Origin of the sequence: Thalassobacillus cyri (genome assembly GCF_900107755.1) — a bacterium.
GTDB classification, from domain to species: Bacteria; Bacillota; Bacilli; order Bacillales; family Halobacillaceae; genus Thalassobacillus; species Thalassobacillus cyri.
On record NZ_FNQR01000004.1, the window covers coordinates 123,519 to 144,096 of the forward strand.

General features: G+C 44.2%; 20 protein-coding genes. 18 read left to right on the forward strand and 2 right to left on the reverse strand.

Features of this window, described 5'->3' with window-relative positions:
• Positions 1-93 precede the first annotated feature (93 nt).
• The 7 genes from BLV00_RS06425 to BLV00_RS06455 all read left to right on the forward strand — a co-directional run bounded on the left by BLV00_RS06425 (position 94) and on the right by BLV00_RS06455 (position 7,979).
• Positions 94-984 (forward strand): GAF domain-containing protein, encoded by an 891-nt coding sequence (locus BLV00_RS06425; RefSeq protein ID WP_093043618.1) that lies wholly within the window; start codon positions 94-96, stop codon positions 982-984.
• The gene (locus tag BLV00_RS22495) at positions 984-1,877 is read left to right on the forward strand and encodes a sigma-54 interaction domain-containing protein (RefSeq protein ID WP_281242990.1); all 894 of its coding nucleotides are present in this window, start codon (positions 984-986) and stop codon (positions 1,875-1,877) included. Before BLV00_RS06425 ends, BLV00_RS22495 begins: the two co-directional genes overlap by 1 nt.
• Before the next feature lie 140 nt (positions 1,878-2,017).
• On the forward strand, positions 2,018-2,398 hold the full coding sequence (locus BLV00_RS06435) for a Rid family detoxifying hydrolase (protein ID WP_093043622.1): 381 nt from the start codon (positions 2,018-2,020) through the stop codon (positions 2,396-2,398).
• Between the two features lie 12 nt (positions 2,399-2,410).
• Positions 2,411-3,640 carry a diaminopropionate ammonia-lyase gene (dpaL, locus tag BLV00_RS06440; RefSeq protein WP_176791364.1) on the forward strand — a complete coding sequence of 410 codons (1,230 nt, stop codon included), beginning with the start codon at positions 2,411-2,413 and terminating at the stop codon, positions 3,638-3,640.
• Between the two features lie 20 nt (positions 3,641-3,660).
• Entirely contained in the window at positions 3,661-4,875 is a 1,215-nt protein-coding gene (locus tag BLV00_RS06445; RefSeq protein WP_093043624.1) for a YgeY family selenium metabolism-linked hydrolase, read from the forward strand.
• The gene (locus BLV00_RS06450) at positions 4,868-6,487 is read left to right on the forward strand and encodes an N-acyl-D-amino-acid deacylase family protein (protein ID WP_093043626.1); all 1,620 of its coding nucleotides are present in this window, start codon (positions 4,868-4,870) and stop codon (positions 6,485-6,487) included. Before BLV00_RS06445 ends, BLV00_RS06450 begins: the two co-directional genes overlap by 8 nt.
• 34 nt (positions 6,488-6,521) lie before the next feature.
• Complete coding sequence (locus BLV00_RS06455) at positions 6,522-7,979, forward strand: sodium:solute symporter family protein (protein WP_093043628.1); 1,458 nt, start codon at positions 6,522-6,524, stop codon at positions 7,977-7,979.
• Between the two features lie 107 nt (positions 7,980-8,086).
• Here BLV00_RS06455 and madM read toward each other — a convergent pair whose 3' ends face one another.
• Both madM and madL read right to left on the reverse strand, forming a co-directional pair.
• On the reverse strand, positions 8,087-8,851 hold the full coding sequence (gene madM, locus BLV00_RS06460) for a malonate transporter subunit MadM (protein ID WP_093043630.1): 765 nt from the start codon (positions 8,849-8,851) through the stop codon (positions 8,087-8,089).
• On the reverse strand, positions 8,832-9,248 hold the full coding sequence (madL, locus tag BLV00_RS06465) for a malonate transporter subunit MadL (RefSeq protein ID WP_093043632.1): 417 nt from the start codon (positions 9,246-9,248) through the stop codon (positions 8,832-8,834). The genes madM and madL overlap by 20 nt, the downstream gene beginning before the upstream one ends.
• Before the next feature lie 358 nt (positions 9,249-9,606).
• On the opposite strand from madL, the gene BLV00_RS06470 reads away from it, so the two are divergent.
• From BLV00_RS06470 to BLV00_RS06520, 11 genes are all read left to right on the forward strand, one after another.
• Positions 9,607-10,272: a GntR family transcriptional regulator gene (locus BLV00_RS06470; protein ID WP_093043634.1), complete on the forward strand. Its 666-nt coding sequence runs from the start codon at positions 9,607-9,609 to the stop codon at positions 10,270-10,272.
• A 106-nt stretch (positions 10,273-10,378) separates the two neighbouring features.
• Entirely contained in the window at positions 10,379-11,311 is a 933-nt protein-coding gene (mdcH, locus tag BLV00_RS06475; RefSeq protein WP_093043636.1) for a malonate decarboxylase subunit epsilon, read from the forward strand.
• 26 nt (positions 11,312-11,337) lie between these two features.
• A complete protein-coding gene (mdcA, locus tag BLV00_RS06480; protein WP_176791366.1) occupies positions 11,338-13,008 on the forward strand; it encodes a malonate decarboxylase subunit alpha in 1,671 nt (556 codons plus the stop codon).
• Positions 13,009-13,020: 12 nt separating this feature from the next.
• On the forward strand, positions 13,021-13,899 hold the full coding sequence (locus tag BLV00_RS06485) for a triphosphoribosyl-dephospho-CoA synthase (RefSeq protein WP_093043640.1): 879 nt from the start codon (positions 13,021-13,023) through the stop codon (positions 13,897-13,899).
• 23 nt (positions 13,900-13,922) lie between these two features.
• Positions 13,923-14,237, forward strand: a complete 315-nt coding sequence (locus tag BLV00_RS06490; protein WP_093043642.1) for a malonate decarboxylase subunit delta — start codon at positions 13,923-13,925, stop codon at positions 14,235-14,237.
• Positions 14,212-15,900: a biotin-independent malonate decarboxylase subunit beta gene (gene mdcD / locus BLV00_RS06495; RefSeq protein WP_093043644.1), complete on the forward strand. Its 1,689-nt coding sequence runs from the start codon at positions 14,212-14,214 to the stop codon at positions 15,898-15,900. Before BLV00_RS06490 ends, mdcD begins: the two co-directional genes overlap by 26 nt.
• Complete coding sequence (locus tag BLV00_RS06500) at positions 15,894-16,511, forward strand: malonate decarboxylase holo-ACP synthase (protein WP_093043646.1); 618 nt, start codon at positions 15,894-15,896, stop codon at positions 16,509-16,511. The genes mdcD and BLV00_RS06500 overlap by 7 nt, the downstream gene beginning before the upstream one ends.
• Before the next feature lie 211 nt (positions 16,512-16,722).
• Entirely contained in the window at positions 16,723-17,871 is a 1,149-nt protein-coding gene (locus tag BLV00_RS06505) for an anhydro-N-acetylmuramic acid kinase (protein WP_093043648.1), read from the forward strand.
• A gap of 19 nt (positions 17,872-17,890) precedes the next feature.
• Entirely contained in the window at positions 17,891-18,208 is a 318-nt protein-coding gene (locus BLV00_RS22500; RefSeq protein WP_093043650.1) for a serine hydrolase domain-containing protein, read from the forward strand.
• A complete protein-coding gene (locus BLV00_RS06515; protein WP_176791368.1) occupies positions 18,205-18,972 on the forward strand; it encodes a serine hydrolase in 768 nt (255 codons plus the stop codon). The genes BLV00_RS22500 and BLV00_RS06515 overlap by 4 nt, the downstream gene beginning before the upstream one ends.
• Positions 18,969-20,528, forward strand: coding sequence for an ABC transporter substrate-binding protein (locus tag BLV00_RS06520; protein ID WP_093043654.1), 1,560 nt, complete (start codon positions 18,969-18,971; stop codon positions 20,526-20,528). Before BLV00_RS06515 ends, BLV00_RS06520 begins: the two co-directional genes overlap by 4 nt.
• The last annotated feature ends 50 nt before the right edge of the window (positions 20,529-20,578 follow it).

Here is a 20,578-nt window from a genome sequence, read left to right on the forward strand (position 1 = left end):
GTCGTTAATTCCCTTGTAAGATTTTCTAACAAACTATTAGAAAATTCTAAACTTTATCATGCTATACTAGAAAAAAACAAGGGAGGGATGAAGATGGACTTGATGGATATCCAGCCGACGGTGCAAAATATCGCAGACGCTATTGCTTCCGTGCTTAAAATAGAAGTAGAAATCGCCAACCATGATTTCATTCGTGTAGCAGGAACGGGGGAGCAGGAAAGCGGTGTGCTTCAACAGATGGAAGGAGACCTGGTCTATCAGTCTGCTGTTCGTACTGGTCGTCCTGTTATCATCGAGAATCCTGGCTTCGAGTCGGTGTGTGAACGGTGCTTATTCTATCAAAAATGTTCGGAAACTGGGGAGATTTGCTCTCCCATAACGTATAAAGGGGAACCGATTGGCGTGATAGGACTGCTTGCCTTCAATGAGGACCAGCGGCTCCGTTTATTTGACAATACTGATGATATTCTGAGTTTCCTTGAAAAAATGGCAAATCTCTTAGCTAGTAAGCTCCATGAACATGAAATGCTCGAGGAACTTACTAACAACTCGCTGAAAATGACGAAGATGATGAACCTGGTCGAGCAGGGGATCATCATATTGGATGAGCAGGAGAATTTAGCGGAAATGAATGTGAAAGCTAAAATGCTGCTTGGTATTAATGAAGATTCAGATAAAGAAGGTGTCTGTAAACTATTAAAAGAGATTGATTATGACGCACCGGACAAACGACAAACTATCAACCTGACTATAAATGAACGGGAACAGCCCCTGTTTGTCACATTGCAAAAACTGATCACCTCACAAAAATCTACCGAATACTTATTAATCATCCAGGCTGTCGAAGAGATTCAAAATCTTGCTGATCAGGCTGCTGAAACAAAAAAGAAAGCGTTCGATCATATCATCGGCATCAGTCCTCAAATAAAGGAAGTGAAGGATTTTATGCCTTCAAAGCCTCGCAATCTCACTCCAGTATTTTAATCCTCGGCGAAAGCGGAACAGGAAAAGAAGAGTTTGCGAAAGCAATTCATCGTGCCAGTCCTCGTAAGGATCATCCGTTCATTACTGTCAATTGTGGTGCCATTCCGGACCATTTGTTAGAAAGTGAGTTATTCGGTTATGAAAAAGGGGCATTTACAGGAGCTAATCAAGCGGGAAAGCCTGGTAAATTCGAGTTGGCCAATAAAGGAACAATATTTTTAGATGAAATTGGTGAAATGCCGTCCCAGTTACAGGTAAAACTGTTGAGAGTTGTCCAGCAGATGGAAGTAGAGCGGCTTGGCGGCACGAAAACGAAGCCTGTTGATGTCCGAGTCATTGCAGCTACCAATCGTAATTTGCAGTCGATGGTCGAAAGCGGGTTATTCCGTGAGGATTTATATTTCCGTTTGAATGTGATTCCGATGATGATCCCCGCCCTTCGAAGCCGGAAGGAAGACATCCTTGCGTTGAGTGATCATTTTATTAAAAAATTCAATGAAGAATTCAACGCCAATGTTCTTGGATTTGGCAAGGACGTGAAAGAATTGATGCTGCATCATTCCTGGAAAGGAAATGTCAGAGAGCTGAAAAACTTTATTGAGTACTTGTTTAACTTTATTCAGGATGGCTGGATTACCTTAGAAGAAGCAAAGCCGATCATTTCACGGAAATTGGAAGTGAAACAACAGGAACAATCTTCGGAACTCCCTTCCTTTTCACTTGAACAAATAGAGAAAGAAACGATCGAGAAAGCTTTAATTTACGTGAAAAAGAATGATTTGCCGATGGATAAAGCTAGTGAACTGTTGAATATCGGACGGGCTACGCTATTCAGGAAAATTAAAAAGTATCAAATTGATACATCGTCTCATATTGATACTCCGGCAGGATGACAGGAATAACACTGGCTCTAGTCTCATTGTGAGATGAGAACCAGTGTTATTTTTTTAGTAAATCCTATTAACTTAATATTCTTAATATTGGCACGATAATTGCAACGTATATAAGTGAAAGAGAAAAAGGAGGCTGAATCATGATCAAACAAGTAGAAACAGTAAAAGCTCCAGCCGCTGTCGGACCTTATTCGCAGGCTGTCATCTCGAAGGGACAGGTATATTGTTCGGGAATGTTACCGCTGAATCCGGAAAGCGGTAACATTCCCGGATCCACAGTAGAAGAACAAACGAAACAAGTGTTGGAAAACATTACAGCGCTGCTACAAGAACTGGAGTTGAACCTTGAAGATGTCATAAAAACGACGATCTTTCTTGATTCCATAGATACTTTTCAACAGGTCAATCAAATATATGGTGAATATTTTTCTAATCATAAACCGGCCAGAAGCTGTGTGGAAGTAGCGGCTATTCCTAAAGGCGCTCTGGTAGAAATCGAAGGCATTGCACAAATGGACTAGGAGGTTTAAGACATGCAGAAGACAGAACTGAAGACCATTCAATGGACGAAAAACAATTTTTATTCCAGCGAATATAACCAGAAGGAACTAAGATTTTTCCAGCAAAAAGAAATAGCTAAGGTTCATGCTTTCCAAAAGACGCATGGCGCCTACACGGAGACGCCGTTATTTCAACTCAACCATCTTGCTCAGGAATTGAATGTGGCAGCAATCAACGTGAAAGATGAGTCTTACCGCTTCGGGTTGAATGCCTTCAAAGTGATGGGCGGCATTTATGCGATGGCGAAATGTCTTGCCGACAAAATCGGTGAAGATATCGAGAATCTTTCGTTCGATATTTTGAAGTCGAAAAAGGTAAAGGAGCAGCTCAGCGATCTTACTTTTATATCCGCTACAGATGGCAACCATGGCCGCGGGGTAGCCTGGGCAGCGAGGGAACTCGGCTATAATTCCGTGATTTATATGCCAAAGGGTTCTTCGAAAGAGCGTTTGGAAGCAATACGGAATGAAGGCGCAACAGCCGATATTACCGATCTCAACTACGATGACGCTGTTCGTTTCTGTGCCGACCTGGCCGAAAAGAATAACTGGATCATGGTTCAGGACACAGCCTGGGAAGGCTATGATGAAATTCCGTTATGGATCATGCAAGGGTATGCGGCGATGGCGAAAGAAATCACCGATCAGCTGGAAGGTCGAAACGAAAAGCCTCCTACCCACGTTTTCCTTCAAGCAGGTGTCGGTTCATTTGCCGGAGGGATTGCTGCTTATCTCGTTGAGCACTACCGGGAGGAAGCTCCGACGATTGTGGTGGTAGAACCGCACGAGGCCGACTGCTATTACCGGTCATTTGCTTCTCCAACGGGTGAAAGAGAGCTGGTGACGGGTGATATGGATACCATCATGGCGGGTCTTGCCTGTGGAGAACCGAACACAAGAGCTTTTCGGATTTTAAAGCAATATGCTAGTGCTGCGTTTTCCTGCGCCGATCAAGTGTCCGCACTGGGTATGAGAATCTACAGCAGCCCGCTGGCAAAAGACCCGCGTATTATTTCCGGTGAGTCAGGAGCTGTGACACTAGGCTTGCTTCACTTTTTAAGAAAGGATCCAAACTACGCTCCTATTTCTAATGAAATCAATTTGGATGAACATTCACGCGTCTTGCTGATCAGTACAGAAGGAGATACCGATGCGAAGCACTACCGTGATGTCGTTTGGAAAGGCCATTATCCGAATCTATAAAATAAGGGGAGGAAATTTACATGTTAGCAGAGCAGCGGCAAAAAGATGTGATTGAACTGTGCCAGTCTTTAGTAAAAATTAAAAGCTATTCCGGAGAGGAAGATCAGGTGGCGGAAACGATTCAGAAGTATGCCGAAGAAAGAGGCGTTGATGAAGTTATTACCGATGAATATGGCAATGTCCTGCTGATTTGGAATGGCGATCGCCCCGGTCCAACCGTGTTGTTTGATGGGCATATCGATACGGTACCTGTCCAGAAAGACCAGTGGTCGGTAGGTGCATTTTCCGGAGAAGTGAAGGATGGCAAGATATATGGACGCGGCACTTCTGATATGAAAGGTGCCGTCAGTGCGATGATTTCCGCCGCCTTTAATTTTGCGGAAGATACCAATCGCTCATTCCCGGGAAAAATTGTAGTCTCCTGCAGTGTCCATGAAGAGTGCTTTGAAGGAGTTGCCACCAGGCTGGTTAGTGAAAAAGTGAAACCGGATTTTGTAGTGATCGGAGAGGCGTCTAATCTGGATCTGAACCGCGGGCAAAGAGGTCGGGCAGAAATCGTCGTGGAGACATTCGGTAAGCCGGCGCATTCTTCCAACCCTGAAAAGGGCTTGAATGCTGTCTATCAGATGACAAAGTTAATTAATGGAATAAGGGAGCTACCTGTTGCAAAGCACGAGGTCATGGGGGAAGGGATTCTGGAATTGACGGATATCAAGTCGTCTCCCTATCCTGGTGCCTCCGTCGTACCATCCCATTGTACAGCGACATTCGATCGTAGATTGTTAGTTGACGAGACGAAAGAGTCGGTACTCGCACCAATTCAAGATTTGATAGAGAAGCTTAAAAAAGAAGATCCTGCTTTCGTGGCAAAAGTAAGCTACGCCACTGGAGAAGAGCGTTGTTATACCGGAGAAATCATCGGGGATGAACGTTTCTTCCCAGGATGGTTATATGACGATCAGGAAACTTTTGTGCAAGCCTCTCGCAAAGGACTGCAGTTGTTAGGGCTGGACGCTGCAATCTCTCATTATTCCTTCTGCACGAATGGCAGCCATTTTGCAGGAGAAGCAGGAATTCCTACAATCGGATTCGGTCCATCACCGGAATCGCTCGCCCATATCGATGATGAATATATCGAAATCGATCAATTAGTAAAAGCCACCGCTGGATATGCCGTGATCATGAAAGCTTTAAGTTCAGTTAAAGCCACTGAGGAGGAATCCAACTATGTATGATCTATTAATTCGTAACGGGAAGATTATTGATGGCACAGGCTCACCCTGGTATTACGGAGATATAGCGATTGAAAAAGGGAAGATTGCCAGAATTGGAAAACTCGATGATATCGAAGCAGCTGAAGTGATTGATGCCAATCATCAAATTGTCAGTCCGGGATTCATTGATATGCATACCCATTCTGACCTTGTCATTCTCGATGAACCACTAATTGAAGCAAAAGTCAGGCAAGGGATTACCACAGAACTATTAGGGCAGGATGGAATTGCAGCGGCACCGCTTCCCGCAAACTATGTATCTCCCTGGAGAAAGAATCTGGCTGGTTTGGATGGCACACCGCCAATCGAGTGGGACTGGGATACTGTCGAACAATATCTGGATAAAATCGAGCGCAACGAACCGAGTTATAACCTGGCAACCCTTGCTCCTCACGGCAATATCCGGATGGAAGTGATGGGGCTCGATAACCGTCCGGCAACCTCTGAAGAAATCAAGCAGATGGAGGAGGTGCTTCGCCGGTCTTTGGATGAAGGTGCAGTCGGATTATCGACTGGCCTAATTTACCCGCCTTGCTGTTTTGCGGAAATGGAAGAGCTTGAAGCGTTGTGCCAGGTGATTGCCGAATACGGTGTGCCGCTTGTCATTCACCAGCGCAGTGAGGGAGATGAAATCCTGGAATCGATGCAGGAACTGATTGACATGATGAAACGCTGCGGTGCCCATCTTCATTTTTCTCATTTAAAAAATTGCGGCAAACACAATTGGCATAAGACGCCTGATGTGTTAGCGAAAATCGATCAAGCCCGCGCGGATGGATTGGAAGTTACCTTTGACCAGTATCCATATACCGCTGGAAGTACGATGCTGAGTGCAATTTTGCCACCATGGGCACATGACGGTGGAACAGAAGCGATGCTGGAAAAATTAGAAACACCGGGGCTTTGCCAACGCATGGTCAAAGAAATGGCCAGCGCGTTGAAAGGCTGGGACAGCATGTCGAAGTGGGCAGGCTGGGATGGTATTGTCATTACTTCCGTCGATTCACCGGAAAATCACTCGTTTGTCGGGAATACGATTGAACAGATAGGGGCAATGAAGGGGCGCCAAGATTATGCTGAACTAGCTTTGGATTTGATTTTAGAAGAGAAAAATGCCGTCGGAATGATTGATTTTGTCATGGATGATGAGTCAGTTAAGAAGATTTTGGCCCACCCGGCAGGAACGATTGGCAGTGACGGACTGCTTGGTGGGGAACCACATCCGCGAGCTTACGGGTCTTTCCCGCGGATTTTAGGTAAGTATGTCAGAGAGGAGAAAGTATTGCCGTTAGAAGATATGATTCGTCGCATGACCTCACAGCCGGCAAGAATTATCGGCCTGCAGGACCGGGGAATTATTCGGGAAGGATTGGCGGCAGACATCGTCATATTTGATCCAGATATCGTAATTGATCAGGCTACCTATGAAAATCCTCGTCAATTTAATAAAGGCATCCAGACGGTTGTTGTTAATGGTCAGGTTGTGATTCACGGAGAAGAAGCTTTTCGTAAACCTGCAGGGGAAGTGTTCCGCCGTTCTTATGCCACTACACCTTTGAATGTCAGTTCGTAAGCCAATGAAGTAAAACTTTTGAGGAGGAACTAACATGGGAGTAAATTTAACGGTAATCGGCATTGTTGTCATTTATTTAGCCATTATGGTGTTGATCGGATTTATAGCTTCTAAGAAAATCAAAAATAATGAAGACTTCCTCGTTGCAGGACGGAAAATGGGACCGTGGCTGCTGGCTGGAAGTTTAGCGGCCACCGAGGTTGGTGGAGGGTCATCGCTTGGTGTTGTGGAAATGGCCTATGGGGATTGGGGCTTCTCAGCATTCTGGTACGTAACCGCGATGGCGGTAGCCTTCATCATTTTATCCTTTATCGCTCCTCATTTGCGCAAGGCTCTTGTCAAAACCGTGCCTGAATACTTTTCCAAACGCTATGGCAAGAAAAACGGTTTTGTCACGGCAATCATCATGCTGCTGCCGATGGTCGGTTTGACTGCCGTGCAGTTGATCGCATCCGCCACGATCCTTTCCGTCATGACCGGGTGGAGCTACGCCCTATCTGTAGCGGTAGTTACCGTTGTAGTAGCTGCTTATAGTGTCATGGGTGGCATGTTCAGTGTCGTATATACGGATGTGGTGCAATGGTTCTTCATTCTTGCCGGTATGGCATTAATCATTCCATTTGCGCTTGATTATGGCGGTGGTTTTACTGAACTAACTGCAAATGTACCCGATGAAAAATGGAGCATGGTCGATGGGGCCGGTTTTGGAACGATACTCGCCTTGATTGTCATGTATGTTGCATCCTTTACCGTCGGGCAGGAGGCTGTACAAAGGTACTATTCCGCTAAGGATGGAAAGGCAGCTAAGCATGCTTCTTATATCACTTCAGCTGTGTACGTCATTTTTGCCTTTATTCCGGCTTTCATTGGTATTTTGATGTATGGCATGGTGCAAAATGGTCTTATCGATGGCAGCATTATTGCTGAACAGGGAGCAAGATATGCTTTGCCTGTCATGGCAGTGGAAGTATTGCCATCCGTAGTGGTGGGTATCCTATTCGCCGCTTTGATTTCGGCCACCATGTCCAGTGCTTCCAGTAACCTGTTAGCAGCGGGATCCATTTTCACTAACGATATCTACCATCCCTATATTAAGAAAAATGCCACAGACAAAGAACTCCTAAAAATGGTGCGCTGGACGATGCTGCTCGTCAGTGGTTTGAGCTACGCCATTGCCGTATTTGATTTCGCTAACCTGATTGCACTTCTCATGTTCTCCTTCACCTTACGTGCAGGCGGTGCTTTCCTCCCTTATGTAGTCGGGCACTTCTGGGAGAGGGCAACCGCAACGGGAAGTATGACCTCTCTGATTTTAGGGAGCATTACAGTAATATTAGCGGAGCGGGGTATCATTCCTTTCTTCGGTCTCGATCCGATTTATCCAGCATTGATTGTCAGTGCGATTGCCTTCTATGTCGTTTCTCACCTTACCAGCCGACCGGCTGAGATAGATGTTATGGAAGATTTGGACCCTAAAGCTAAAGTAGAATAAATAAAAATGTGCCTCTGAAGTCTCAGAGGCACATTTTTTTTCTTCAAGTTAGATAATAAACCTTACCCCGGGACATCCAGTTAATGGGTTTCCCGGGGTGTAATCTTTTAACCGAATACGGCTCTAGTAATCAAGAATAAAACAGACGGGGCAAGCAGACACCCTAATCCAGTATAAAATGTGGCTGTCATTGCTCCATAAGGGACTAACTTTGGATCGGTTGCTGCCAGTCCTCCGGCTACACCACTTGTTGTTCCCATCAATCCACCGTAAACGATAGCAGAACGAGGGTTATTCAGACCGATGTATTTAGCGATAAAAGGCGTCCCAATCATGGTCAGGATTGACTTAACCAGTCCGGCTGCAATACTTAGTGTAATGACTGCAGAGCTTGCCCCAAGAGCGGAACCAGTAACCGGGCCGACTATGTAGGTTGCGGCTCCAGCACCTATGGTTGTCAGGCTGACAGCATCCGTGTATCCGAATGCGAAAGCGATGCTCACTCCTACAACAAAGGAGACTATCACACCAAAGAAAAGAGAGATGATCCCTGGGAGTCCTGCCTTTTTCATTTCATTAAAGTCGGCGCCAAAGGCTGTAGCAACAATAGCAAAATCTCTAAGCATTCCACCGCCCATGATTCCGATACCAGCAAAAATGCCAATATCTGACAAACCTTTTTCTCCTCCGGTAGAAACGCCGCCGATATAAGCGAGGAAAAGTCCAATAATGATCGCCACTGCAGATCCATGAAATTTTCCTTTGGTAAGTTTAGCAGAAATCAAATAGGAAATGTACATGGTAACCCCAATTACTGCGAAGGAAACAATCAGTCCATTTTCTACAAACACATTACTTAGCATCTCGAACATTAGCTTCTCCCCCAATCATTTCCTGTTCAAAATCTTCCGTTTTGTCTTTTCCGATTTTACTAAGTAATGGGACCATTGCCCAGCTCACACCTACAACAGCAACACCGGCTAAAATAGCTACAGGGCCACCGTCGATCGCGGCAACAACATTTTGTTTTGCTGCCATTGCGATTACAATCGGGATATACATAGCGCTCCAGAAAGCCACACCTTCCTGTGATTTTACGGTCAGTTTCCCATTCTTTTTCAGGTAGTCCACTAATAATACGAGCATAAGCATCGCAATACCTACACCACCTACGTTTGCATCAACTCCGACTATTACTCCTAGTACTTCACCTAAGAATGTACCTACTAACAAACATATTGCTAATAATGTAACTCCATAAATAACCAACTAACTCCCACCTCTCTATATTTCTTTTAAATAAATTTTCAATGGCAAATTACCGAACTATTCTATTACCTTCCATCTTTAAATAGAAATATTGTCGTATGTAAGTTCATCGTTGGGTGTATCCATGAAGAGCTTTGTCTATTGCTGCTGTTTACGTGATAGAAATTTCATACCTCCCTTTAGTAAGCGTTTTCATTTCAACAGGCGTCAATCAACTGTCGACTATATTTTTCACTATAAAGGTGTTAGAAATATAAATCAATAACTTTTTTAAATTTTCTAAATTTATTGAATGTTGGGTTATTAGCGTGTTATAATTTAAATCGACAGTCGACCAAATAGTTTAGGGGGGACAATCATGGGTTCAATTGATTTAAGCAACAACGCTTTATCGAACCATATTGCTGAACATATTACTAATCAGATTATTACAGGGAAACTTCAACCTGGTGAAAAATTGATAGAAAATAATTATGCAGAAGAGTATGGCACTAGCCGTGCACCGGTAAGGGAAGCTATCTTCACTTTAACCGTAGAAGGACTGGTAGAACGTGTTCCCCGAAAAGGAGCGATTGTAAAAGGGTATACAGAATCGGAGATTTATGATTTGCTGGAAATTCGAATTATGCTTGAATCCTTAGCTATGAAGCGTATTGACGAAATTGGCATCGATGAAGAAATCTTGCAAGACATGGAAGCCATTCTAAGTAAGATGCAAGATCAAAAGGAAGTTGGACGATACACGGAAATGAATCATGCGTTTCATATGTGTATCATCGATATGAGTCAAAGTGATGTTATTAAGAAAATGTATGCTCGTTTAAAACTTCCGCTTTTAAGAATCCAAAGCCTTTCTTTTGCCAAAGAGGGGAATATTCCAAAATCCGTAAAAGAACATGTCGTTATCGTGCAGCTATTAAAAGAGAAAGAAATAATGAAAGCCGCAGATGTATTAAGTCAACACAATCATGATGTCATTTCAAATATTCAAAAACGACTTTTCAAGAATAATAAAACAGAATAAAAATATCTATTTATAGTTGATTTTATAAGAAGAGAGAGTTCTCTTCTTGTTTCTTTATTTACGGTCGACAAACGACAATATTTTTTAAAAGAGAGGAGGAGATGGAATGAGCGTGGCTTACCTGTTTCCTGGGCAGGGGTCCCAGCAGGTTAATATGCTGCACCATTTACCTGATCATCCGGTCGTACAAAAAACACTGGATGAAGCAAGTGAGACTATAAATGAAAGCGCTATCTTACTGGACAGTGAATCACGTCTTCAATCTACTGTAGCAGTACAACTATGTTTGTTGATAGCGGGTGTTTCCACAGCAAGGGTTCTTGAAACATTAGAGGTGAAGCCGGATATGGTTGCAGGGCATTCTGTCGGTGCTTTTGGAGCTGCTGTCATTGCAGGGGTAATGGACTTTAAGGACGCTGTTTCAGTTGTGAAACAAAGAGGAGAATGGATGGAACAAGCTTATCCGAAGGGGTACGGGATGGGGGTTGTTGCAGGACTCCCCCTAAAACAGTTAGAAGAAATATTGGAGAATCATACGACCGGTGAAGAAGATGTTTATTTTGCTAACCTTAATTCTCCTGATCAAGTCACTATTTCCGGGTCGGTAACCGCGATAAAAAGGGTACTGGCTTCAGCTAAGGAGGGAGGCGCACGGAAAACTGAAATGCTAAATGTAAGCGTTCCTTCTCACTGTCCATTGTTGGAGCCAGTCTCAGAGAATTTGGCTTCTACTTTAAATCAAATATCATTCCATAGGCCAACTATTCCTTATGGAGGAAATAGGACAGCCAGAGCATTGCGCGATCCTGAAGCAATCAAGGATGATCTTGCCTTCAGTGTTTCTCGTTCTGTTAAATGGCATCAAGCTACTTCATTGTTTTACGAGTTAGGTGCACGGTTATTTATTGAGCTTCCTCCAGGGAGAGTTTTAACTGACCTTAGTTGTCGTGCCTTTCCATCGGCACGATCTATATCTGTTTCAGACAGTGGATTGAAGACAGCCCAGGTTTTAATAAACCGAATGCAACAAACACAGTGAGCCATGGTTATTAAAATAGGAAAGGAATGATTAATGTGGTAGGTGTAAAACAAGAGGTTCCTGCTAGAAGGTCATGGACCAAAAGGCGTGATGCGAAGGCTGAAAGATTAACGGGTATGAAAGATATTGCATCGGGTAAAGTCATACCGACAGGTAGAATCGTCGAAGCGTTGGAATCGTTAATAGTGCCAGGTGATCGGGTTTCATTGGAAGGAAATAATCAGAAGCAAGCCTCCTTTTTGTCAGCAGCTTTAAATCAAGTGAGTCCTGAACAAATCTATGACTTACATATGATTATGTCTAGTATTTCACGGCCGGAACACCTCGATATCTTTGAAAAAGGAATTGCAAAAAAGGTAGATTTTGCTTACGCGGGTCCGCAAAGTTTAAGAATTGCTCAAATGCTTGAAGATGGCAAGGTGAAAATGGGTGAAATTCATACTTATTTAGAATTGTACAGTCGCTTATTTGTTGATTTAATCCCATCTGTTGCATTAGTTGCGGCAGATAAAGCAGATAATGAAGGAAACTTGTACACTGGTCCGAATACAGAGGAAACCCCTACGCTTGTAGAAGCAACTGCTTTCCGTGACGGCATTGTCATTGCACAGGTCAATGAGCTTGTCGATGAGTTGCCACGGGTGGACATCCCTGGATCCTGGATAGATTTTGTTTGTGTTGCGGATAAGCCGTACGAATTAGAGCCCTTATTTACCAGAGACCCTCGCCATATAACAGACTTGCAAATATTACTTGGGATGATGGTAATAAAGGGAATTTATGAACGTCACGAGGTTCAGTCGCTTAACCATGGAATTGGTTATAACACTGCAGCTATTGAATTATTATTACCTACTTACGGTGAACAGCTCGGGCTTAGGGGGAAGATATGTAAACATTGGGCGTCTAACCCTCATCCTACATTGATTCCGGCCATCGAAAGCGGTTGGGTGGAAAGTATCCATTGTTTTGGCGGAGAAGTTGGTATGGAGGATTATGTAAGAGCACGGCCGGATGTATTCTTCACTGGAAAAGACGGAAGCATGCGATCAAATCGTACCTTATCACAATTGGCTGGTCAGTATGCTGTCGATCTCTTTTTAGGGTCAACACTTCAAATGGATCAATACGGAAACTCTTCTACCGTCACATCTGGTAGGTTGGCAGGTTTTGGTGGAGCTCCAAATATGGGACATGACCCACGAGGAAGAAGGCATTCAACCCCGGCATGGCTGAACATGATGACTTCTGATGAGCCCCTTGCACGTGGGAGAAAGCTGGTAGTACAAGTGATAGAGACCTTCCAGACGGGCAATACTCCTGTTATTGTGGAATCGCTTGATGCGATTGATGTTGGTCGAAACGCGGAATTAGCCACTACTCCGGTCATGATATATGGGGATGATGTAACCCATGTAGTCACCGAGGAAGGTATAGCATATTTGTACAAAACTACAAATATGGAGGAGCGTAGGGAAGCTGTTGCTGCTGTTGCCGGAGTGACGCCAGTCGGATTACAACATGACCCTAAACGAACAGATCAGTTGCGACAAAAAGGGATTATTGCTTTTCCAGAGGATTTAGGGATTCGCCGTACGGATGCTAAGCGATCCTTGTTAGCAGCAAAAAGTGTAGAAGAACTTGTGGAATGGTCTGGTGGTTTGTACAATCCACCCGCTAAATTCAGGAGCTGGTAAAGGAGGAAGAATATGTATTGGGATAACGCGGAAGCATGTGGAACTCAGCTTTCAGAATTAGCTGTTAACGCACTGGTAGAAGAGGCAGAGTTGACCCCAAAACCTGGTTTAGTAGACAGGGATGACTCAGGAGCACATCAGGATTTGAATTTTGGTCTTATGGTAAGATCGGCGGATTCTTTGAAAAGTACTTTTGCAGATATCGGATCTGCTGCCTTTTTACAAGAGCCTAATCAAGAATTACGAGAAAAAATCGCTCTTATTGGACGAGTCGGAGAAAAGAAGATGTTCGAGGCGGTAGGAACTAACACACACAAAGGGGCAATTTGGGCATTAGGGTTGCTGGTAGCAAGCGCAGCTGTCCACTTGCCAGGTACCAGACTAGAAAAAATTACAGGTACAGCAGGGGAAATTGCCTGCTTTACGGATCGCAAAGCTCCAGAAATATCTACAAACGGATCGAATGTGCAGCAGCGTTTTGGTGTAAAAGGAGCTAGAGAAGAAGCCCAACAGGGATTTCCCCATGTTATAAGAGTAGCTTTACCTGTATTGCAAGAAGCCAGGCAAAAAGGTATGTCTGAATCGATGGCAAGGTTGGAAGCTTTGATTCAATTGATATCTCATGTGGATGACACGTGTATCTTGCACCGAGGCGGTATCGCCGCCTTAAGTGCTGCCAAAATGAAATCGAAAAATATCATTCAATTGGGCGGGGTAGCTACTGCAGAGGGCTGGGAAGCACTAAGTCAGCTAGAACAAACCTTGTTAAAATATAATGCCTCTCCAGGCGGTAGTGCAGACTTATTAGCAGCAGCATTATTTCTTGACAGGTTAGAAAAAGAGACAAGTAATCCTACTGAATCGGAAAAAACAAACGTCATTCTGGTTTGAATTTAAAAGCGGAGGTGCTTATATTGGAAACTTTAACGTTTGAATTTCCTGCTACAAGAACATTGAATAGCTATGCACATGTTGGTGTTGTCGGATCTGGGGACTTGGAAATATTACTTGAGCCATCCAGTGTTCCCTTTGTCCGAGTGGCCGTCCGGACGGGAAGTCAGGGTTTCGAAAAAACCTGGGGCGAAGTGCTTGAACGCTTCTTTACCCTTAACGATATGGCCGCAACAATAAAAATCAATGATTTCGGAGCCACCCCTGGAGTTGTCTCTCTGAGATTAGCTCAGGCATTGGAGGTGAGTCAAAATGACAATAAACATGTTAAAGCATAGCTTAGTCGAACTGGATGCTCGAAGCAGAGCCGAATCGATATTAGATGAAGGAACGTTCCGCGAATTACTTGACCCATTTGCAGAACTGGAATCTCCGCATTTAGAAAAGCAAGGGATTGTACCACAAAGTGATGATGGCGTCGTGATAGCGAAAGGACGGATTAATGGCGAGTCAGCAGTGGTCATATCGATTGAAGCAAGCTTCCAAGGCGGTGGAATTGGAGAAGTTTCGGGGGCAAAAATTGCCGGTGCGTTAGAGCTGGTCTTACAAGATAATAGGGATAATGAACGAGTATATCCAGTCCTTCTATTTGATACAGGGGGTGTCCGGCTTCAGGAAGCCAATTATGGCTTGCTTTCCATCGCGGAAATAGGTTCTGCCATTGTTGCATTAAGGAAATATGTTCCTGTGATAGGGTTAGTTCCAGGTAAGATAGGTGCTTTTGGTGGTATGTCAATTACAGCTGGGTTATGCACTACTTTACTCATGACAAGAGAAGGACGAATTGGGTTGAATGGGCCGGAAGTAATCGAACAGGAAGCAGGTATAGAGGAACTGGATTCCCAGGATAGACAGAGAATATGGAATGCTATCGGCGGAGAACAACGAGTTGCTGCAGGACTGGCAGAGCGTTTAGTGGCGGACGATTCACCTGCTATAAAAGAAGCTATCCATAATGCTTTTGAAGCTGATCTTCATGAAAATCCGAGGAGTACTCAAGTAGAACAGTTCTGTCATTTGATAAACTCGGTGGAACCTACTGATGATCTCCAACCTTATGAGGTTAGAAAAAGGTGGAACAGTATTATCGAAGGAGAAACTTTCAATTATGATAGACACCGTGATCAGGCAGTGGATGCTGAAGGTAGGGGATATACATGGTTTAAAGCTTTGACTGGTATAGTGTCGCCCAAAAGTGAAATTCCTTCTGTATTATGTGGTGATAAACAAATAGGAGATTCAAACACTCGTTTTATTTCAGTGGTACCTGACACGCATAGTAAGTATCCCCGAGCGCGAAACGGTGAGGTTGGTTTAGAGCAAGGATGGGCAATTGCAAGTTATGTCCATCAGGCAATAGAAGAAGATAAGGATGGAGAAAAACGAGCTATAGTTGCCATCGTTGATGTACCAAGCCAGGCTTATGGGTACAGAGAAGAACTGCTTGGCCTGCATCAGGCATGTGCCGCAGCGGTGGATGCTTATGCAACAGCCCGTATGGCAGGGCACCCTGTTGTTAGTTTGATTGTAGGAAATGCGATATCCGGAGCGTTTTTATCTCATGGAATGCAGTCTAATCGGGTGTTGGCTTTTGACGATGAAAAAGTTAATGTCCATGTTATGTCAAAATCATCAGCTGCAAGAATAACCCGACGTACAGTCGATGAACTGGAAGAAGCTACTAAAAAAGTACCTGCCATGGCTTATGACATCAAGTCTTTTGCAAGTCTGGGAGCGTTGCATGACCTGATTGATGGAGTGAACTTTGACGATCCAACACGAAAAGATGTTGAGCTTGTTAGGGAACAATTAAATGAAGCTATTCTTGATATAAAAATCTCCAGCCGTGATTTAAGCAGCCGTCTTACCTCTATGCAGGCTGTTGAACAAGGGCGCACCGCTTCAATAAAAGTAAGGGAGAAATTAAGAGAGTTATGGTGATTCAGCCTCATGATCTGATACAGTTAACAGATGCTCAAAATCGGATGATAACCCCATCCACTATACCGGGTTGGGTTCATGAGTCTTTAAAAAGATCTCCTTATGTGGTGGTACGTCGTGCCCCCATAGAAAATGGGAAAGTGCCTATCGGGGTAAGGGGGGCTGACAGAATTCAACGTTTTGCAGCACATGTTTCTATAGATGCAATTGAGAAACATATCCGTCCTGAACAATTGATATCAAAAAAAGAGTGGAAAGAAGATAAAAGAATTGACCTGAAAGCTTTTCGTTCTCTCGATGTGGTAGTGAAGGTTTTAAAAGATTATCAATTAGAATGGGGACCAGCAGGAAGTGTTGGGTTCGAACTGGCAAGCGGACAACCAACTGTAAATGAAGAAAGTGATTTGGACATTGTAATTCGAGGAAATGAAAATTTGACACTAAACAATGCGCAAACGATTATTTCTGAATTAGGAAAAGCGCCTGCAAGAATCGATCCACAAGTTGAAACAGAAGAAGGAGCCTTTTCTTTGATTGAATATTCACGGGGTACTAATCCTATTATGCTCAGAACAATAAATGGCCCTATTTTAGTAAATAACCCTTTTTAACTCAAAAACCATTATCTCATATTAGGAGATGATGGTTTTTTATATCTCCTGGCACGATAATTAGTGGATGGATTAAATACCATTGTAATAATACTACATAAATTATATTGATTAATGTAACTTTATTTTGTATAATCAACCTAAGTAAAATTCTGAAAAATTCGATATTTAAAGTGGGAGGTGACGTTAGATCAAACAGGTAATCGATTTAATGAACAAATCGTCAAAACTGGCTGTAGGCTTGATGTCGGGGACGTCATTGGACGGGATTGATGCTGCATTAGTCGAGATACATAACCATGGAAAAAAGACTTCCGTTCATTTGCGGGCCTTTGAAAGTGTCGCTTTTTCTGTAAAAGAAACAGAAGAATTTCTGGCTCTGTGTCACCCCTCCACATCGACCGTGGACAAAATCTGTAAGGCCAATGTAACGCTTGGTGAAAAGTTTGCAGAGGCAGCAAAAGTGGTGACGAAAAACGCCGGCCTCACCATGCAAGAGGTTGATTTTGTTAGCTCACATGGACAAACCATCTTTCATATGCCAGAACAATCCGCGACGTTGCAAATTGGAGAGCTGGCAGTTATTGCAGAGAAGACCGGCTGTATTACAATAGGTGATTATCGTCCTTCTGATATGGCGGCTGGTGGCCAGGGAGCACCGCTGGTTCCATTTGTGGACGACCTTTTATTCCGGGATGAACACACAGGGAGAATACTCGTGAACATTGGGGGTATCAGCAACTTGACCGTCCTCGCTCCAGGTAATGCCAGTCAGAAAGTAATCGCGATGGATACTGGTCCGGGAAATGTGTTAATTGACGCTTTCGTACGGATCGGTACGAATGGTGAACAGAAATATGATCATGCCGGGAAAATGGCGCAAGCTGGTAAGGTCGATGAAGATTGGCTGGAAGAGATATTTAAAGCAGACAGTTATATGAAGCAGGGACTCCCGAAAACAACTGGACGAGAGCTGTATACCTGGGAGTTAGCGAAACGATTATGGGAAGCGGGCAGTAAGCGGAATTTATCCTTTGAGGATAAAGTTGCCACGATTACGGCTTTTACTGTCAAAGCCATCGCTTACCATATTCAAACGTTTGTCGATACTACTTACACAACAGAGGAAGTGATCGTAGCTGGGGGAGGTGTCCATAACCCCGCACTTCTGGAAGGGTTGGATGCGGTTTTACATCAGAAGGTGTTTCGCATGGAAGATGTTGGTTTCTCAAGTGATGCGAAGGAAGCCATCACGTTTGCGATACTGGGGAATGAGTTTCTGCACGGTTCAGCGAATAATCTTCCGAGTGCTACCGGGGCTGAAAAACCAGTTGTGATGGGAAAACTGGTGCTGCCATGAAGCTGAAGGGGGTGCATAAATGAATGAAGGTCTAGCAAGAAAGCTGCTCCAGGGTGAAGTGCCAGGATCGGTTTGCCTGGTCATGAAGCAGGGTGAGGTTGTTTTCCATGAAGCTTTTGGTTCGGCAGTCCGTGAACCTGTACCAGTTGCAATGGAGAAGGATACTGTTTTTGATATTGCTTCCCTGACGAAAATCGTCACGAGCACGCTTATCCTGAAATTGGTGAATGAACAAGCATTTACGCTATCTGCCAAAGTAGATGAGCTGCTGCCGGAAGTGGCTGGCTCGAAAACGCTGAGCGAACGACTGTCTGGTGTTCTGTTCAAAACTTGTTGAGCCACAGCTCGGGACTGCCGGCCTGGTACCCATTTTATACGCGTAGGGAAGAAGATTTTTTCAGTATCCTAGCTGATATCCTGACCAGGTACCCAAAGGAAAATAGCACGGTCTACAGTGATTTGAATTTCATGCTGCTTGGTAAGATTATCGAAACGAAAACCTCTCTATCCTTGAAGGAGGCTGTCGAGCATTACATCTCCAAACCGTTAGGATTACCCACCCTTTTTTATACCCCTTTACATACACCGAAGGATAGAATAGCAGCGACAGAGTACGGCAATCAAATCGAGCAGGGCATGTGCCGGGAACGAGGACTGACTTTTGATGAATGGCGGCCTGTCGACCAGCCCATTCACGGACAGGTCAATGATGGGAATGGTTTTTACTATTTCGATGGTGTGGCAGGTCATGCGGGATTGTTTGCCAATGCAGAAGATGTCGCTGAACTAGGACAACTCTATTTGAATGAGGGAATCTGGGATGGCGAGCAGTGGATAGATAGAAGTATCATCCAGGCTGCCAAACAGGATTACGGAGGCGCTAGAGGGTTGGGGTGGCAGTTTGCACCGATGTTTCCTAAAGGCTATGGACACACAGGTTTTACCGGGACATCCTTATGGGTTTCCGATCATCACCAGTTGATTACGGTGCTGCTGACGAACCGTTTGCACACGGAAAAGCCCAAAGCAGTGAATGAGTTACGAAAGGATGTGCATCAGGAAATTATGAAAGCGTTTTATAAAAAGGAGGCTTACAAATGAAGAAAAATTGGATGGCTTTATTGATGGGGATTGTCATGGCGACACTTTTATTAAGCGCCTGTTCTAATGAAGGTTCCAGTAATGAAGCGGATGCAGATGGTGGCAGTGGCGAGGCTGCCACTGAACAGGTTTTGAAAATAGGGAATGATCAGGAGCCTGCCGGGCTTGATCCGCATAAAGTTCCTGCGCATTCCTCGATTCGTATTTATGAAAAAATTTATGACAGCCTATTAACGTTTGATGAAGACATGAAAGTACAGCCGGAACTGGCAGAGAAGTGGGAGCAGCCAGATGAAACTACCTACGTGTTCACCCTGCGGGAAGGCGTCAAGTTTCATAATGGCCGCGAAATGACAGCTGAAGATGTGAAATACAGCTTTGAGCGAATCATGGATGAAGAGACAGCTTCTATTGCTAAATCCTATTTTGACAAAGTTGAATCCATTGAAGTGGTCAGTCCTACAGAAATCAAGTTCACACTTTCTGAGCCATACGCTCCTTTCCTTTCTTATGTTGCTAGTACGAATGCAGCGATTGTGGCGAAAGAAGTAGTAGAAGAAAATGGTGACTTGAATCAGGCAGCTGTCGGAACAGGTCCATTTAAATTAGATGAATGGCTTCCTGACAACCATGTCAAATTATCAAAAAACGAAGATTATTATAAAGATGGCCAGCCGAAATTGGATGGCATTACGTATTTGACGATGAAGGATGAATCTGCACGTCTTGCTGCTATCCGTACGGGAGAGGTACATGTGACTACATTATCCTCCCAGTCGATTCCACTTGCGGAAAAAAGTGACGGGGTGGAAATCAAAAGCTACCAATCTACGGAATATAGCTATGTCGGATTCAATGTGAATAAAGAACCGTTCAATGATGTGAAAGTACGACAGGCAATCAGCCTGGCCGTCGATCGTAAGGAAGTTGCGGATGTCGTCTGGAAGGGGGATGCCGTTTTATCGGGTCCTATCCCAGAGTCCATGGGGCAATGGGCCATCGACGTCAGTCAGGAAGAGCTTTACCAGCAGAACATCGAAAAAGCGAAGGAATTGTTAGCAGAGGCAGGCTATGAAGATGGTTTTGAAACCGTCATTTCCACCGCTTCTACTTATACTGATATGGTCGACACTGCTCAGCTGTTACAACAGCAATTAGAAGCAATCGGCATCAAGGCAGAAATCAAGCAGCTGGAATGGGGTCAATACATTGATACGTGGACGAACGGAGATCACGATATGCTGGTCGGACGTAACAGTTCAGGATCTGACCCGGATCGCTCAATCGGCTTTTTCTTCTCTACCGATGGATCAGCCAACGTCTGGGGCTTCTCGGATGAAAAAATTGATCAGCTAGCCGAAGAAGGGCGTACAACGATCGATCCAGAGAAGCGCGTAGAGATTTATAATGAAGCGCAAAAGCGGGTCATTGAGCAGACGCCAAACTTGTTCTTAGTCTCCCCGGAGAAGTTTTTCATTGTACGTGATAGTGTGGATAATTATTCACCAACGGCTAATGAGCCTGAGAACTTCAACGATGTCGTCATCATGGAATAAAAATCACAGGGCAGAGAGCGATTTCTGCCCTTTTTTCATCACTTTGATAA

Excerpts from the sequence above, each read along its gene's own strand:
- dpaL (WP_176791364.1), top strand. The coding sequence starts at position 2,411 with ATGCAGAAGACAGAACTGAAGACCATTCAATGGACGAAAAACAATTTT.
- madM (WP_093043630.1), bottom strand. The coding sequence starts at position 8,851 with ATGTTCGAGATGCTAAGTAATGTGTTTGTAGAAAATGGACTGATTGTT.
- mdcA (WP_176791366.1), top strand. The coding sequence starts at position 11,338 with ATGATTAATGTGGTAGGTGTAAAACAAGAGGTTCCTGCTAGAAGGTCA.
- BLV00_RS06520 (WP_093043654.1), top strand. The coding sequence starts at position 18,969 with ATGAAGAAAAATTGGATGGCTTTATTGATGGGGATTGTCATGGCGACA.
- BLV00_RS06455 (WP_093043628.1), top strand. The coding sequence starts at position 6,522 with ATGGGAGTAAATTTAACGGTAATCGGCATTGTTGTCATTTATTTAGCC.
- BLV00_RS06505 (WP_093043648.1), top strand. The coding sequence starts at position 16,723 with ATGAACAAATCGTCAAAACTGGCTGTAGGCTTGATGTCGGGGACGTCA.
- BLV00_RS06500 (WP_093043646.1), top strand. The coding sequence starts at position 15,894 with ATGGTGATTCAGCCTCATGATCTGATACAGTTAACAGATGCTCAAAAT.
- BLV00_RS06485 (WP_093043640.1), top strand. The coding sequence starts at position 13,021 with ATGTATTGGGATAACGCGGAAGCATGTGGAACTCAGCTTTCAGAATTA.
- BLV00_RS06450 (WP_093043626.1), top strand. The coding sequence starts at position 4,868 with ATGTATGATCTATTAATTCGTAACGGGAAGATTATTGATGGCACAGGC.
- BLV00_RS06425 (WP_093043618.1), top strand. The coding sequence starts at position 94 with ATGGACTTGATGGATATCCAGCCGACGGTGCAAAATATCGCAGACGCT.
- BLV00_RS06435 (WP_093043622.1), top strand. The coding sequence starts at position 2,018 with ATGATCAAACAAGTAGAAACAGTAAAAGCTCCAGCCGCTGTCGGACCT.
- BLV00_RS22500 (WP_093043650.1), top strand. The coding sequence starts at position 17,891 with ATGAATGAAGGTCTAGCAAGAAAGCTGCTCCAGGGTGAAGTGCCAGGA.
- mdcH (WP_093043636.1), top strand. The coding sequence starts at position 10,379 with ATGAGCGTGGCTTACCTGTTTCCTGGGCAGGGGTCCCAGCAGGTTAAT.
- mdcD (WP_093043644.1), top strand. The coding sequence starts at position 14,212 with ATGACAATAAACATGTTAAAGCATAGCTTAGTCGAACTGGATGCTCGA.
- BLV00_RS06470 (WP_093043634.1), top strand. The coding sequence starts at position 9,607 with ATGGGTTCAATTGATTTAAGCAACAACGCTTTATCGAACCATATTGCT.
- BLV00_RS06445 (WP_093043624.1), top strand. The coding sequence starts at position 3,661 with ATGTTAGCAGAGCAGCGGCAAAAAGATGTGATTGAACTGTGCCAGTCT.